Source organism: Mesorhizobium sp. M0522, from assembly GCF_040321085.1.
Taxonomy (GTDB): Bacteria; Pseudomonadota; Alphaproteobacteria; order Rhizobiales; family Rhizobiaceae; genus Mesorhizobium.
The window spans coordinates 310923-325420 of record NZ_JAMYQW010000003.1; the positions used below are offsets into that span (position 1 = coordinate 310923).

The 14498-nt window shown below is 63.0% G+C and carries 15 protein-coding genes and 2 pseudogenes; 13 read left to right on the forward strand and 4 right to left on the reverse strand.

Annotated features, from left to right (window positions below; translation table 11 throughout):
* Positions 1-39 precede the first annotated feature (39 nt).
* Entirely contained in the window at positions 40-603 is a 564-nt protein-coding gene (locus tag NKI58_RS06440; RefSeq protein WP_352465359.1) for an RBBP9/YdeN family alpha/beta hydrolase, read from the reverse strand.
* A 111-nt stretch (positions 604-714) separates the two neighbouring features.
* On the opposite strand from NKI58_RS06440, the gene NKI58_RS06445 reads away from it, so the two are divergent.
* Entirely contained in the window at positions 715-1188 is a 474-nt protein-coding gene (locus tag NKI58_RS06445) for an Lrp/AsnC family transcriptional regulator (RefSeq protein WP_352465358.1), read from the forward strand.
* A 5-nt stretch (positions 1189-1193) separates the two neighbouring features.
* Here NKI58_RS06445 and NKI58_RS06450 read toward each other — a convergent pair whose 3' ends face one another.
* The gene (locus tag NKI58_RS06450; RefSeq protein WP_245274655.1) at positions 1194-1670 is read right to left on the reverse strand and encodes an Lrp/AsnC family transcriptional regulator; all 477 of its coding nucleotides are present in this window, start codon (positions 1668-1670) and stop codon (positions 1194-1196) included.
* 157 nt (positions 1671-1827) lie between these two features.
* Here NKI58_RS06450 and NKI58_RS06455 point away from each other — a divergent pair, with 157 nt between their 5' ends.
* From NKI58_RS06455 to NKI58_RS06465, 3 genes are all read left to right on the forward strand, one after another.
* A complete protein-coding gene (locus tag NKI58_RS06455; protein ID WP_352465357.1) occupies positions 1828-2577 on the forward strand; it encodes a tryptophan 2,3-dioxygenase family protein in 750 nt (249 codons plus the stop codon).
* 266 nt (positions 2578-2843) lie between these two features.
* Positions 2844-3275: a DoxX family protein gene (locus NKI58_RS06460; RefSeq protein WP_352465356.1), complete on the forward strand. Its 432-nt coding sequence runs from the start codon at positions 2844-2846 to the stop codon at positions 3273-3275.
* 299 nt (positions 3276-3574) lie between these two features.
* On the forward strand, positions 3575-3928 hold the full coding sequence (locus NKI58_RS06465) for a hypothetical protein (RefSeq protein WP_352465355.1): 354 nt from the start codon (positions 3575-3577) through the stop codon (positions 3926-3928).
* A gap of 71 nt (positions 3929-3999) precedes the next feature.
* Here the strand turns inward: NKI58_RS06465 and NKI58_RS06470 are convergent, their stop codons facing one another.
* Both NKI58_RS06470 and NKI58_RS06475 read right to left on the reverse strand, forming a co-directional pair.
* The gene (locus tag NKI58_RS06470) at positions 4000-4305 is read right to left on the reverse strand and encodes a hypothetical protein (protein ID WP_023675713.1); all 306 of its coding nucleotides are present in this window, start codon (positions 4303-4305) and stop codon (positions 4000-4002) included.
* 707 nt (positions 4306-5012) lie between these two features.
* The gene (locus NKI58_RS06475; RefSeq protein ID WP_352784577.1) at positions 5013-5831 is read right to left on the reverse strand and encodes a class I SAM-dependent methyltransferase; all 819 of its coding nucleotides are present in this window, start codon (positions 5829-5831) and stop codon (positions 5013-5015) included.
* Between the two features lie 372 nt (positions 5832-6203).
* Here NKI58_RS06475 and NKI58_RS06480 point away from each other — a divergent pair, with 372 nt between their 5' ends.
* The 9 genes and pseudogenes from NKI58_RS06480 (at position 6204) to NKI58_RS06520 (ending at position 14477) form a co-directional block, all read left to right on the forward strand.
* Entirely contained in the window at positions 6204-6611 is a 408-nt protein-coding gene (locus tag NKI58_RS06480) for a hypothetical protein (RefSeq protein WP_023675716.1), read from the forward strand.
* Between the two features lie 3 nt (positions 6612-6614).
* On the forward strand, positions 6615-7013 hold the full coding sequence (locus tag NKI58_RS06485) for a hypothetical protein (RefSeq protein WP_245274656.1): 399 nt from the start codon (positions 6615-6617) through the stop codon (positions 7011-7013).
* Positions 6991-7605: pseudogene (locus tag NKI58_RS06490) on the forward strand (terminase large subunit domain-containing protein); the annotation flags it as partial. The gene NKI58_RS06485 and the pseudogene NKI58_RS06490, both read left to right, overlap by 23 nt.
* Positions 7606-7926: 321 nt before the next feature.
* Positions 7927-8676, forward strand: a pseudogene (locus NKI58_RS06495) (phage terminase large subunit family protein); the annotation flags it as partial.
* Positions 8677-8825: 149 nt separating this feature from the next.
* The gene (locus tag NKI58_RS06500) at positions 8826-9851 is read left to right on the forward strand and encodes a methyltransferase (RefSeq protein ID WP_352784580.1); all 1026 of its coding nucleotides are present in this window, start codon (positions 8826-8828) and stop codon (positions 9849-9851) included.
* A 116-nt stretch (positions 9852-9967) separates the two neighbouring features.
* On the forward strand, positions 9968-10561 hold the full coding sequence (locus NKI58_RS06505; RefSeq protein WP_352784582.1) for a GNAT family N-acetyltransferase: 594 nt from the start codon (positions 9968-9970) through the stop codon (positions 10559-10561).
* A 509-nt stretch (positions 10562-11070) separates the two neighbouring features.
* A complete protein-coding gene (locus tag NKI58_RS06510; protein ID WP_023675727.1) occupies positions 11071-12234 on the forward strand; it encodes an acyltransferase family protein in 1164 nt (387 codons plus the stop codon).
* A gap of 183 nt (positions 12235-12417) precedes the next feature.
* On the forward strand, positions 12418-14160 hold the full coding sequence (locus NKI58_RS06515; RefSeq protein WP_352784584.1) for a portal protein: 1743 nt from the start codon (positions 12418-12420) through the stop codon (positions 14158-14160).
* Complete coding sequence (locus NKI58_RS06520) at positions 14157-14477, forward strand: Bbp19 family protein (RefSeq protein WP_352784586.1); 321 nt, start codon at positions 14157-14159, stop codon at positions 14475-14477. The genes NKI58_RS06515 and NKI58_RS06520 overlap by 4 nt, the downstream gene beginning before the upstream one ends.
* The last annotated feature ends 21 nt before the right edge of the window (positions 14478-14498 follow it).

Consider the following 14498-nt stretch of genomic DNA (forward strand, 5'->3'; position numbering starts at 1 on the left):
CCAGATCAGGACGGCGGCGCGATAGCCGTCCTGGTGCGGTTACGGCTGAAGCACGGCGCCTCGGGCGATTGCCTGCGTTTGACTTAGAGCTGTCAGCAGCTCCATTCCCGCCGGCCAGTTGCCGAGCCCGCTGTCGCCATTGATGTGGCCAAGCGGTCCGGCGATATGGAGATCGCTGCCCCATCGCTCGGATTTCGCCCTGGCATAGTCCAGCGAGCCGTAGGGATCGTTGGTGCTGGCGACAATCAGCGACGGAAAGCGAAGCCGTTGTTGCGGTGCGTCGGCGAAGGCCCGGGCGGAGGAGGGGAAGGCCGGCGACGCAGGGTCCGGAACCGCGACCAGCAACGCGCCGCCGATAGAGCGGGGGGAGATCCGCTGCCAGTGTACGATGAGCAGACAGCCGAGGCTATGGGCGACGAGCATCGGCGGTGTCCTTGCCTGGCATACACCCGTTTCCAGCGCGGCCACCCAGTCGTCGAGGTCCGGCGCGTCCCAACTCGCCGGGTTGAACCGCCGCATCGCCGGGTTTGCCTGCTGCCAACGTGTCTGCCAGTGGGCTTTGCCCGATCCGCCGATGCCCGGCACAATGATGAAGTCGGTCATGCGAAGCCCTTCTTTCCTGATGCAGCGCGTGCAATTCTAGGTCTTCTTCCAGGTGGCGGAATGAGAGATCATCGGAAAGCAGCGACGAAATCCGATGGATTAAAGGCGATCATGCGGAACGGCGATTATCGGCCAAGGCTCGACCCCACCGATCTGGCGATCATTGAGATCATGCAGGAGGATGGCCGCATCGGCATCTCCGAGCTTGGCCGCCGCGTCGGACTGTCCCAGCCCGCCACCTCGGAACGGGTGAAGCGGCTGGAGGAGCGCGGCGTCATCACCGGTTACAAGGCGGTGATCAATTCGGCAGCGCTCGGGCTCGGCACCATGGCGGTCATCCGCCTGCGCACCACGCATGAGCATATCCAGGCCTGCCTGAAGAGGTTCGCCCAATTGCCGGAGGTGGTCGAGGTGCTGCGGGTGACCGGCGAGGATTGTTTTCTGGTCAAGGTCGTGGTCCCGTCACCGCCCGATCTTGAAAGCATCGTCGACAGCATCGGCCACTACGGCACGGTGACGACAAATGTGGTTCTGCGCGCCGAGCAACCGAAGCGGCTGGGACGCGAATTGATGACCAGGGCCTGACCGGTCTATCGCTTGGTCTGCGTATGCCCGACGGCATTGGCGAACGAGATGCCGCCCTTGATCTCGCGCATCGCCATCGAGGTGATCGTGCGCCGCACGCCGGGCAGCCGGCTGAGCTCCTCGCGCAGCATCCTGTCGAGCGCCATCATGTCGACGGTGACGATCTGCAGGAGATAGTCGGCCTCGCCAGTCGTGGCGTGGCAGCGGCGGATCAGCGGATGCTTTTTGACCGCCGCCTCGAAGGCGTCCGACAGTTCGAAATCGATCGACACCTGGATGAAGGCTTCGATGCCGAAGCCGAGCTTGGCCGGGTCGATCCGGGTCGAGTAGCCGCGGATGACGCCGGCGTCCTCAAGCGCCTTCACCCGCTTCCAGCACGGCGTCTTGCTCAAGCCGACCTCATCGGCGAGCGCGGCAAAGGAGATGCGGGCCTCGCGTTCGAGCGCCGCGACGATCTTCCGGTCGACCGCGTCCAGCATCATTCGTTCTTCCAATCTGCTTCAGCGACAATTTTCGTCCTTCGTTTCCCGCCAATCGAATAACAGAAAGGGACAATGTTCGGCAAGAAAGCGATTAGACTCGGGGGACCGGGATCCAACAAGCGCCTGCGGCCCAACGGCCGGGGCAAGGAGCATGGCCATGGACAAGCAGGATTATTATGCCCGCATCGAAACGCCTGAGATGCGCGACTATGGCGTCTACCTCAAATGCGACAGGCTGCTTGCCTGCCAGAAGCCGCTGGCCGAGATGGTGAATGCCGACGAGCTGCAGTTCCAGATCGTTCATCAGGTCGAGGAGCTGTGGATGAAGCTCATCGCCTACACGCTGATCGACGTCGTCGATTTCCTGGAAAAGCAGGACACGCATCGCATCGTCACGCTGATGGCGCGCGTGCACCGGCTGATGCGGCTGATGACGGCGCAGCTCGACCTGCTCGAAACCATGTCGCCCAAGGAATACCAGCAGATCCGGCTGCAGCTCGGCAATGGCAGCGGCCAGGAATCGCCGGGCTTCAAGCAGCTGCTGCGCCTGCCGCCCGATCTGTGGCGGGCCTTCAAGGCGTCGTACCTCGACGACCGCGGCCTTTCGGTCGAGGATGTCTACGATACCGGCTACGATCACGGCGACAGCTATGTCGTTGCCGAAGCGCTGATCGAGTTCGACGAGCTGTTCCAGAAATTCCGTGCCAACCACCTCTATCTCATCCACCGCACGATCGGCCTCGGCGCGAAATCGCTGAAGGGCCGGCCGGTCGAATTGCTGGAAGCCGGCGCCCGCCACCGCTTCTTCCCGGAACTCTGGGACATACGCTGGGCGATGACCGACCGCTGGGGCAGCCAGTATGGAACGGTACGGGAGCCGATCAGCCGGGCGAAGGCTGCGGAGTAGAGCCAGGCTTGGGTTCCTCGCCCCGCGCCAAGCGGGGGGAGAGGTGGCCGCGAAGCGGCCGGAGAGAGGCCTTTTCTTTGCCGGCGCCTCTCCGTCGCGGCTTCGCCGCGCCACCTCTCCCCCATGAATGGGGGCGAGGAACCCTGGTCTTGCGAGGCCTTCTCGCTACGCGCTTGTATCCTGCAGGTTTTTCGGGGGATGATGTCGGGCTTGCGGCTGGTGGTGCGTCCTTGGGGCACAACCATCGGAACTCTTGGGAGGACATCATGACCTTGGAAACCGCTCAATCAACCGTTCAGTCGCCGTGGCAGACCGCGGCAATCCTTATCGGCCGGCTGATTTTCGCAGCCGTGTTCCTGATGGCCGTGATCTTCAAATTCATCGATATCGGCGCCACCGCCGGCTATATCGCGGCGGCCGGGTTTCCGTTCCCGCTCTTCCTGGCCTGGTGCGCAGCCCTGCTCGAGGTCGTCCTCGTTCTATGCTTCCTGACCGGCGCCTTCTTCTCATGGGCAGCACTCGTCGCCGGCGCCTATGTGCTGTTCCTCGGCTTTGCCTTCCACGGGCCGTCGCACTGGGCCGGCAACCAGGCGGAGTTCGGCTTCTTCGTCGATCACTTCACTTTCCTGGCCGGGCTGCTGTTTGCCGCCGTGCACGGGCCGGGCAGGGTCCTGGCGCTGAGGCTTGGCAGGGGGTGATGCCCAATCTCGGAGGCGGCGTTCTCGTAAAGGCGCTCAGAAGGGTGGCTGCGACAATGGCGGTCGGGTCTATGACCGCGACCAGGGCCAGATCGGCAGCACGATCCGCACCAGCATCGTCGTGACGATCGAGAGCGGCCGGGTACCGTCATTCCGGCCATCCGCAGGTCGCGCGCAATAAAAGCGACAGCTAAAGTACGAGCGTTCGAGGTTTATGCTTTTTGTAGATGCGCCTGCATTCCCTCTGTACTTCCAACTTTCGGCGGGCTAAGCAAGACATGGGTCTTGAGGGGGAATTCATGAACATCGCCACGCGTTTTGCTGCCGCCATGATCGGCACGTCTCTGCTTGCCGGCTGCACTACCTTGACCGAAGGCGAATTCAACACGATGCATACCACGCTTGAAGGCAGCCCTGTCACCAAGCGCGTGGCGATCAACGAATGCATTGCACGCGAGAGGTCCACGCCGCTCAACGAAAGAAAGACTTACGCAGCAATCATGAATGTCAGTGTCGCAAAATACGATAGCGCCTTTTGTAACCGGCTCTTTAATGCCGTTGCTAATGGCAGGCTGACTTACGCGGACTACCGCAGGCTTTCCTCGCCGGGGGCCGACAGCAGCAAGTTGATCAAGATCCTGCAGGGCCGCTAGCAGGCGCCGCCAGCAGTCTTGCAACCCCGCCGCGGCAAGCCGTTGTCGCGGCGTCAGTTATGATCGCGGTGTCACATCTGGTCGTTGTAAGGTTCCTTGATCTGACCAACCATGCGCGCCAGTTTCGAGAAGGACGGCATGTCCGTCTCCGGCTGACATTGATTGGCCAACTCCAGCAGTCGGATCGGGAAGTTGACGGCATCGCGGCTCGACGCCGACATGCCTTCGGACCTTTCCTCGTTGGTCTCGCTGGCTTCGGCCTTGCGCAAGGCGATGTCTATCTCCTCGACGGAGAGCACGCCCTTGCGGACCAGGACCTGATTGATCGATGCGATGGCCATCAGCAGGCCTTCGAGTTGCAGATTGGCGACGTTCATGGCTTTTGCTCCCATTGGCTGGGGTTCAAACGCGCGAATGCCTGTTCTGATCCGCGGCTGCGGCTGCTCGTCGGCCGGTGAGATGCCCGGCAAATGGAGGAACCGCTAGTTGCCGACGCTGCGTTCGCGCCCACAAAGTGGCTGGCGGGCAACGCGAGGCGCCGAAGAGAATTCGGATTTTTTGTCGCCGCGCCACATTTTGTTCTTGCTTTGTGCCGGCAGCTATGCTACTAGTTTGGGTATGGTGCGAATTGGCTCCAACGACCCGCCCGCCGAGGCGGGTTTTTGTTTTCAGGCTTCTTTTCGATCGAACGTTGCTTGTGTTGCCGGCTGTGAAGTCGGCGGGCCCGGGACAGTACCCCCCCTGGCCTGCCGGCCATCTCCCCCTCAAGTGGGGAGATTGGCGGTTTCGGCGCTGCGCTCTTCCTGCAACGTTGGAGATTGGCGAAAGCCGGCGCGAAAGCCGATCTCCCCCCAAGTGGGGGAGATGTCCGGCAGGACAGAGAGGGGCGCGAAGGAATGCAGCCTAGCGGTCTTCTTGGAAGGTCAAATCGGGAGGCGGACAAGGTGAGGCGCTGAACGGAATTCGCATTTTTCTGCCGCCGGTGCCACATTTTGTTCTTGCTTTGTGCAGGCAGCTATGCTACTAATTTGGGTATAGTGCTAATTGGCTCCAATGACCCGCCCGCCGAGGCGGGTTTTTTGTTTCAGGCCGGTTTGGAGACGATCACGGCGAGCGAGGCGAGTTTTCCGTCACTCAGGCTTCGGATGTAGTTGCGGCGGCGCTGCAGGAATTCCGCGCCCATGACGACTTCATTTGCCTGCTGCTGCGCCGGCGAGGGCACGATGCCGGAATTGGCCCTCTTCAGCGCCAGCTCAACATGTTCGCCGGTTTCGTCGACGATTTCGTCGATGCGAAATCCGGCATCGTCAAACAGGGTTTTCAATTTTTCCCGATCGGCGAGGTGGCTGGTCGCCGGCGAAACCGCCCACGGCATGGGATAGTATGGCTCGCCGCCGGCGAGCACGGCCTCGGTCCAGATCAGCCTGCCTCGCGGTTTCAGCACGCGCCAGGCCTCGTCGATAACCGCGGCCTTGTTCTCGATGTTCATGCCGACATAGAAGCAGATCGCCGCATCGAAGGTGCTGTCGCCAAAAGGCAGTTTCGTTGCGTCGGCCTGATGGAAGCGAACCTTGTCTGCCAGTCCGCTCAGTGCGGTCAGTCGGCTCGATGCGGCGACAAAGGCTGGTGTCAGGTCGATGCCGTCGACCTGGCAGCCATAGGTCGAGGCCAGAAACCTTGCCGGCCCGCCAATGCCGCTGCCGATATCCAGGATCCGATCTGTCGGCGAAGGAGCAAGACGGGCCGCATGCTCCCGCGTGGCGATCAGTTCGCGGCCATGGAGCTGATCGAATGGATAGAGTTGCGCGGCCGCGAGTTTTTCGGCCGGGTCGGCGTCCGGGATCGCGGCCAATATGCGATCGACGATGCCGTCGCTGCCGTAGTGACTGGTGACATTGCCCATGACGCGTTCCCCTCAAGCGCAACCACCATCCCATCAACGCAAGTCTCACGCAATGCCCGCCTTTTTCGCCCCTCCTTCCAGCCGTTCACCGACGAGGGTGCGAGGTCGTCAGTGCATTTTCTGCCGCCGCGCCACATTTTGTTCTTGCTTTGTGCCGGCAGCTATGCTACTAATTTGGGTATGGTGCCAATTGGCTCCAACGACCCGCCCGCCGAGGCGGGTTTTTCATTTCGGGCTCCTGTTCGACCGAATGTTGCGTGTGCTGCCGAGGTATGTCGGCGCAAATGAACGCGACCGACTATCCCGGTCCGCAACCACCTATCGTCCATAGATTTCCCAACGCGCCCGTGCGCCCACTTCAGAGAACACCCCATGTCCAACCGTTATGCCACCATCATCACCGACGATGACGGCCGCGAGGTCGTCAGCGCCATTGGCGAGTTCGCCGGCACCGCACCCTATGCACGCCATGGCCGCTTCGAGCAGGTGGCCGCCGGCGTGCGGATCGGCATGGTGCGCGGCGGTACCGTCGATGCGGTCGGCGGCTTTGGCTTCCCGTCGGGAGCACTCGACGGCAAGGCGGTGGCAATTCTCAGGGCAAGGCTGAATGCCTTGCCTGACGCCGGTGCGATGAAGCCCGGCACGACGACTGATGCGAAACCGGCAAGCCAGCCGCGGAAGCCGAAGTCGGCACGCGCCGGCAAGAAGGCCAGGCCGCGCAAGCGCATCGTGCGGCCAGGCAACAAGAAGCCGGCGGTCTCCGCTGGGACGGCGGAGTAGGGCATGGCCGAAGCTCCTTCCACCGGCGATCCGCAGCCGCACGATCAAGCACCCGGCAGCCGAACCAAGCGGGCGAAGAAGACGCTGGCCGACGGCTTTCTCGAAGCGATCCGCGCCGATTTTCGCGCCCATGGCGCCGGCGTTATCGCCGAGGTGCGCGCCGAAAAGCCCGACCAGTACCTGAAGCTCGTGCTGTCGGTGCTGCCCAAGGATATTAGTGTCAACATCAACAATCTGGATGCATTGAGCGATGACGAAATCAGGCAGCGCATCCGCGGCCTCGAAGCCGTCCTTAGGCCGTTCCTCGAGAAGCCGGGCTTCGCAAAAGGCCTCGCACAGCCGGGCGGCAAGGACGGAATATCTCAGCCTGCTGGCGGAGCTGGACCGCAGGCGCCGCACTAACCAGCTTGCCGCCTATCGGCCCTATCCCAGGCAGGCCGAGTTCCATGCAGCCGGCGCGACCAATCGCGAGCGCCTGTTCATGGCCGGCAACCAGCTCGGCAAGACCAGGGCCGGCGGCGCCGAATGGGCGATGCACCTCACCGGCCGCTATCCAGATTGGTGGCAAGGCAAGGTTTTCGATTGTCCGGTTCGGATGTGGGCGGCCGGCGTCACCGGCGAAAGCACGCGCGATAACCCGCAGCGCATCCTGATCGGCCCGCCGCAGCAGCAGGCGGCCGGCACCGGCATGATCCCGGCCGACGCCATCGTCAGCACGATGGCGGGACGGGCGCCGGGCGCGCTCGACAGCGTCGTGGTGCGCTGGGGCGGCGGCGGCGATGTCCAGGCCGGTGAATCGGTGCTGTCGTTCAAGAGCTACGAGAAGGGCCGCGAGAAATGGCAGGGCGAAACGCTGCACGGCGTCTGGTTCGACGAGGAGCCGCCGCTCGACATCTATTCCGAAGGGCTGACCCGCACCAACGCCACCGGCGGCATCACCATCGTCACCTTCACGCCGCTGCTCGGCATGAGCGATGTGGTGTTGTTGTTCTTGTCGGCGGAGGAGGTTGGAGGGATGGGCAAGGGGTGACAGTGCTGCGAACTCGTACAACTCGCGTTCCTTCGCGCCCCCCTCTGTCCTGCCGGACATCTCCCCCACTTGGGGGGAGATTGGCAGTTTCCGCGTCCCGCCCGCCTGCAACCGTTGAAGATTGGCGAAAACCAGGATGACATCCAATCTCCCCCCTTGTGGGGGAGATGTCCGGCAGGACAGAGAGGGGCGCTGTCCCGCCATCGGAAAGTTCTTTGTCAAACAACACCATACGTCCAGCGCCTGCCACCACGATTCACTGCCGCGAGGGTGAGAACCATGACCCGCCACGTCACCTTCATGACCATCGACGATGCCGAGCATTATACGCCGCAGCAGCGCGCCGAGATCATTGCCGCCTATCCGGCGCATGAGCGGGAAGCCAGGGCAAAAGGCATTCCGGTACTCGGCTCCGGCCGCATCTTTCCGGTGGCCGAGGAGCTGATCGCCTGCGAACCGTTCCCGCTGCCGCGCTATTGGCCGCGGCTGGGTGCCCTCGATTTCGGCTGGGACCATCCCTCGGCGGCGGTCGAGCTCGCCTGGGATACGGAGGCCGATGTGGTCTATGTCACGAAAGCCTGCCGTGCCTCGCAGCAGACTCCCGCCATGCAGGCGCTGACGCTGAAACCGTGGGGCGAATGGCTGCCCTGGGCCTGGCCGCGCGACGGCCGCCGCGAGACGCTGGAAGGTGCCGGTACCGCACTTGCGAAGCAATATTCGGCACATGGGCTGAACATGCTCGCCAGCCATGCGCAGTTCGCCGACGGTTCGGTCTCTGTCGAAGCCGGGCTGATGGAGATGCTCGACCGCATGCAGAGCGGCCGCTTCAAGGTGTTCTCGACGCTTTTGCCGTGGTTCGAGGAGTTCCGGCTCTATCACCGCAGGGACGGCCAGGTGGTGAAGCTGCGCGACGATTTGATGGCGGCGACACGCTACGGCGTGATGATGCTGAGGGAAGCGGTGGTCGATCCGGCGCTGTTCAAGGCCGCGCGGCGGAGAGCGGGGCAGAGCGATCCGCTGGGGGCGTTTCGGTGAGGAAAATCGGGGAGGGAGGCAATGCGCTCCGGCTCCGATTGGAAAACTGTAGTGAACGTCCGTGGACGTGGTGTAGCATCGAATGATCCCGCTCAAGGGACGCATCGGCGTGGCCTCACGGGGGGCATTCGCCGATAGGGGAGGATCAGATGCAAAACGGAATTTCTCCAGACCACATACTGCAAATTGGCTTTGGGTTCTGGCCAGCCAAGACATTGTTGAGCGCCGTGGAACTGGGACTCTTCTCGCTGCTTGCGGACGGCCCCAAAACGGGCCTCGAACTGCAAGGCGCGATGAGGCTGCATCCGCGCGCAACGTATGATTTTCTCGACACCCTCGTCGCGCTCGGATTGCTGCAGAGGGACGGCGCCGGTGAAACCGGCAAATACGGCAATACGCCATCGACCGCGCTGTTCCTGGTCAAGCGGAGCCCCCAATACATCGGTGGAATCCTTGAGATGGCGAACGCACGACTGTATCGATTCTGGGGCGATCTCACACCGGCATTGCAAACCGGAAAGCCTCAAAACGAGATCAAGGAGACAGGCAAGTCGATGTTCGGCGAGCTCTATGCGGACCCGGCGCGCCTGGAGCAGTTCATGGACGCGATGAGCGGCATCTCCATGGGCAATTTCACGGCGTTTGCCGAGAAATTCGACTTTTCCAAATATAAGACGCTGGCCGATATAGGCGGCGCAACCGGGCAGCTTTCGGCCATCGTCGCGGCGCGGCATCCGCACATGCAATGCCGGACGTGCGATCTCGCCGATGTGCAGCCGATCGCCGAACGGCGCTTGAGGGAGCGTAATCTCGGCGGCCGGGTCATCGCCGAGACGATCGACTTCTTCGCGGACGAATTCCCCAAGGCGGACATCATCACGATGGGAATGATCCTTCACGACTGGAATCTCGAGAACAAGAAAATGCTGATCGCCAAGGCCTATCGTGCATTGCCGACCGGCGGCGCGCTGGTCGCCATCGAGAACATCATCGACGATGAACGCAGGCAAAACGGCTTCGGTCTCATGATGTCGCTGAACATGCTGATCGAATTTGGCGAGGCGTTTGACTTCACCGGCGCCCAGTTCACCGAGTGGTGCAAAGAGGCAGGGTTTAGTCGCTGCGAGATTATTCCGTTGGCGGGACCTGCAAGCGCAGCAGTGGCTTACAAATAGAGGCTTGGCACCCAGTTCGCTGGCTCGGTCGAGGCCGCGCTGATTGAAATGCTGGACCGCATGCAAGGTCGACCGCCGCCTTCTAGCGCCGCAGTGGACGGTAAGGTTCGCCGAGCATGACAATCCGCATCATTCCCGCCACTTTGCGCGATCTCTCCTATATCGCCGCCAATCTGCGGCCCGAGGACCGGGCCGAGATCGACTGTCAGTTCAACGAATGGTCGCCGGCGCTGCTGGCGATAACGGCGCTGCAGGGGTTTGCCTATGTCGCGGAGCTCGACGGCAATCCGGAGGCCGGCTTTGGCGCTGCCGAGCAGCGCAGCGGGCTGTGGATCGCCTGGAGCTGGGGCACGCGCCGCATGAGGCGCTGCGTGCCTGGCATTACCGAGTTCTTTCATGCCGTGCTCGGGCCTGAAGTCGCGGCGCGCGGCGCTTGGCGTGTCGAGGCCCGCGCCTTGGCCGCCAATCAATTGGCGCTGCGCTGGCTTGCCCGGCTGGGTGCAACGCAACGCTGCCGCCTGCCGGGCTATGGCCGGAACGGCGAGGATTTTCTGCTCTACGACTGGACAAGAGCCTCTCACTTTGGAGAAAACCATGTGCCTCTTCCAAAAACCGCCGGCGCTGAAGCCGTTGCCGCCGACGCCGACCATTGCCGACAAGGACGTGCAGGCGCGCGAAGCAGCGTTGCGGGCCCAGCTTGCGGCCAATGACGGCACCGCCGGAACCGTGAAGACCGATTTGTCGCCCGGCGATCTGACCGGCCAGCGCCGCGTGCTGCTGGGGGTTTGACATGGGCGCGATGAGACGAGTGTTCCGCAACCGGGTGCTGGCGTGGTGGTACTGGCGCCGGCATGCGCGGTTGGTGAAGAGATAGACGGGAGCTTGCCTGCCGGGATCGCGTAAGCCGCGATCCTTCGGGCCCCCCTCTGTCCTGCCGGACATCTCCCCCTCAAGTGGGGAGATTGGCAGCTTGGAGGACAGCGCCTTTTCTGCATCCCTAGAAAATTGGCGAAGACCGTGATGACAGCCAATCTCCCCACTTGAGGGGGAGATGTCCGGCAGGACAGAGGGGGGTGTTCAAGTGCATGCCTCTACAATTCCCCTCCGGTGTTCCGCCTTTTCCGTAACAGCACAGCGCAAATCGTGTTCCTTCGGCACGGTTGACATTCCTCCCTCAGCCGCCATGCTGCATTGCAACATGGCAATCGAGGAGTTCGGCATGACAGAAGCCCGGTCATCGCGCATCGAGTGCCTGGACGGGCTTCGGGCGCTTGCCGCCATCTGGGTGCTCATCGGGCACTGCTTGTTGTTGACCGGCTGGCAGATTCCTATTCTTGGCGAACCGGACCTCGGCGTCGATCTGTTCATCATGCTGTCCGGCTTCCTGATGGTGTTCCACTACCAGCTGCGCCAGGACAAGGAGCCCTGGCAAAGGCCGGAAACCTGGCTGAAATTCTGGACCCGCCGCTATTTCAGGATAGCGCCGCTGTTCTACGTCATGCTGTTCGCTGCCCTGGCGCTTGGCCCTTATCTCTACGGGTCGAGAATGATCATCGACGAGTTCCTGCTGCGGTCGCCGCAGGCGCCCGAGCGTTATCTCGACAGCGGGCTGAAGAATATCTGCGCCCATCTGCTGTTCCTGTTCGGCCTGGTGCCGAATTTCGCCTATCGCACGCCGCTGCCCGACTGGAGCCTGGGGCTGGAGATGCAGTTCTACGCACTGTTCCCGGCCATCATGCTGCTGGTTCGCAGGCTTGACTGGATATGGGCGGCCATCCTGGTCGCGGCGACCGGCAGCGCGATGGTGTTCTTGATGGGACAGTTGTCGGTGCATTTTCCGATGCCGTCGTTCCTGCCGCTGAAGATGCAGATTTTCCTGTGCGGGATGCTGCTGGCGGGCGTCGTCCATCAAAGGCAAAAGCGGCCCTTCGTGCATCTGGCATTGGCCATGCTGCTGGCGGCGCTGCCGTTCGGCGGCGGCTATGGGCTGAGCAAGCTGTTGATGCGCGAAGCGCTCGTCCTGGGGTTCTTTGCCTTGGTTCTCTACCGCATGCTGCCGGGAATGGCGGGTATCGTGGCCAGAAACATCGCCATGACGCTCGCCAACAGGTTCTTTCATTTGATGGGTGAGCTTTCCTTCAGCATCTATCTGATCCATCTGCTGGTTCTCCAGCCGGTTGCGGCTCTGGTCATCACCCAGTTCGGCCACGAGCTGTCGGCGCCGCTGCGCTTCGCGATCGTCACTGTCGTCGTCTTGCCAGTGGTGTGCCTGCTGTCCTGGATCACCTACATGCTGATCGAAGTACCCGGCCAGAAGATGGGCCGTTTCGTGGTGCAGCGCTTTGGGCGGAGCCCGGCGCTGGAGACGACGCCGGCGGAATAAGGCGCTTCCAATCTCCCCCTTGAGGGGGAGATGTCGCCGAAGGCGACAGAGGGGGTCGCCGATCCACGCGAGACGACCCCCTCTGTCCTACCGGACATCTCCCCCTCGAGGGGGGAGATCGGCAGCCTCGGCGTCCCGCCATTTCTTTCTTTTCCCCATTGAGTTCATCAAGCGAGGCTGACCATGAGCGATTCCCGTGCCCGCGATATCCTGGCGCGACAGGCTGAACTGGAGAGCGAGCGCAGCCAGTATGAGCATGTCTGGGAGGCGGTGTCCGAATTCTGCGATCCCGACGCGCCCGATATGTGGAGTGGCCGCCGCCAGGCCGGCGTCGATTCGCAGGCTGAGCGGCAGGAGCGGCGCGGTGCGCGCGTCTACGCCAACACCATCAACTCGGCCGCCAACCGGCTGGCCGCGGGGCTGGAAAGCCTGATCATTCCGCAGTCGGAGAAATGGCATGGGTTGTCGACTGCAGCCATCAACGACGAGGAGACCGACGAGGAAAAGGAATGGGCGGAAGCGCTGCGCGACTTCCTGTTCTCGCTGCGCTATTCCGCCAATTCCAATTTCGTGCCGGCAACGCAGGCTTGCCTGCGCAATGTCGTGCGCTACGGCCCGGCCTATCTCTATGCCGAGGAAGGTTTTGGCGGCACGCTGATCCGCTATGCCTCGATCCCTGTGGTCGAAGGCTATCTCTCACGCAACCGCTGGGGCCAGGTCGACATCTTCCACCGCCGCTACGAGCGCACGGCGCGGCAGGCGGCGCAATTGCTCGGCTACGACAGACTGCCGGCGCGGATCAAGATTCTGGTCGACGACCCCGTCAAATGCGAGACGAAAATCTCGCTGATCCAGTGCGTCCAGCCGCGCGACGAGCGCAAGATGTACAGTCTGAGCGGCTCCTACCAGTATCTCGATACGGCGTTCGCTTCCTATCACGTGATCGAGGACGAGGAGGCGATCGTCAGGGAAAGCGGGTTTCGCTCGTTCCCGGTGTCGTGCTTCAACTGGCGCCGCTACGAAGGCGATCCGTACGGCATCTCGCCGACCATCGAGGCACTGACGACGGTGCGCGAAGAGAACGCCGTGCGGCGCTCCGGCCTTCGCGCGCTGCAGCAGATCACCGATCCGGCGACCGCCTCCAAGGCTCGCCTCGACTATGTGCCGGTGCTCAATCCCGGCGAGAACTATCCCGGCCTGATCGACGATGCCGGCCGGCCGCTGATCGCGCCGATCGCCACCGGCCAGAACCCGACCTATGCCTTCAATTATGCCGACAGCCGGGCCGAGGAGATCCGCGACATGATGTTCGTCAACCTGTTCCAGACGCTGGTGCAGAACCCGCAGATGACGGCGACCGAAGCCTTGATCCGGCAGGAGGAGAAGGGCGCGCTGCTCGGGCCGTCCGGCTCGATCATCCAGGCCGGCTTTGCCAGCAATCTCGACCGCGAGCTGGGTATTCTGGAAGACAAGGGACTTTACGAGGAAGACAGCCGCTTCCTGCCGCCGGCGAGCCTTGCCGGCAAGGCGCTGCGGCCGACCTTCACCGGCCCGCTCGACGTGCTGCGCCGTTCGGCCGAGGCGCGCGACACCATCCAGGTTGTCACCACCGCCATGCAGATGGCGCAGTTCGATCCCGGCGTGATGGACAATATCGACGGCGACGAGGCGCTGAAGATCGTGCAGGGCGCCGGCCGCAGCCCGCAGCGCATTTTTCGCCGCCAGGACGAGGTGGCCGGCATCCGCGATGCCCGCGCCAAGGCGCAGCAGGAACAGGCCGGCATGGCGGCGATGACCGCCGCCGGCAAGGTCGCCAGGGATGCCGTGCCGGCGGCAGTGCAGGCGCGCGACAGCGGCCTGCTCGACGGGCTCGGCGGACTGATGCCGCAGGCTGCGCAAGATGCTTCGGGCGGGCAGGGCGCATGAGCGGCAAACGCTTCGCCCATTCCAGCCAGGCCGGCGGCCCGGCCAAGGCGCGGGATGCCCTGGCCAAGGCCTATCTCAGGGTGTTCTCGGGCCAGGACGGCGAAATGGTGCTGGCCGACCTGACGGCCGTGACCGGCTATTACCGCCGCCCGTCCTATGGCGAGTGGCTGGCCAAGACCAAGACGCCGAACGGCTTCGAGCTGCACAGCGCGCTGAGCAATGCGCGGGCCGAAGTGGTGCAGCATATTATGGGGTTCCTGACACTGGACGAGGCGCAGTTGGCTGCGCTGGAGAAGGCGGCGAGGCTGGAGGCGTAGGGGGCTTTAGGAAAGCGTATG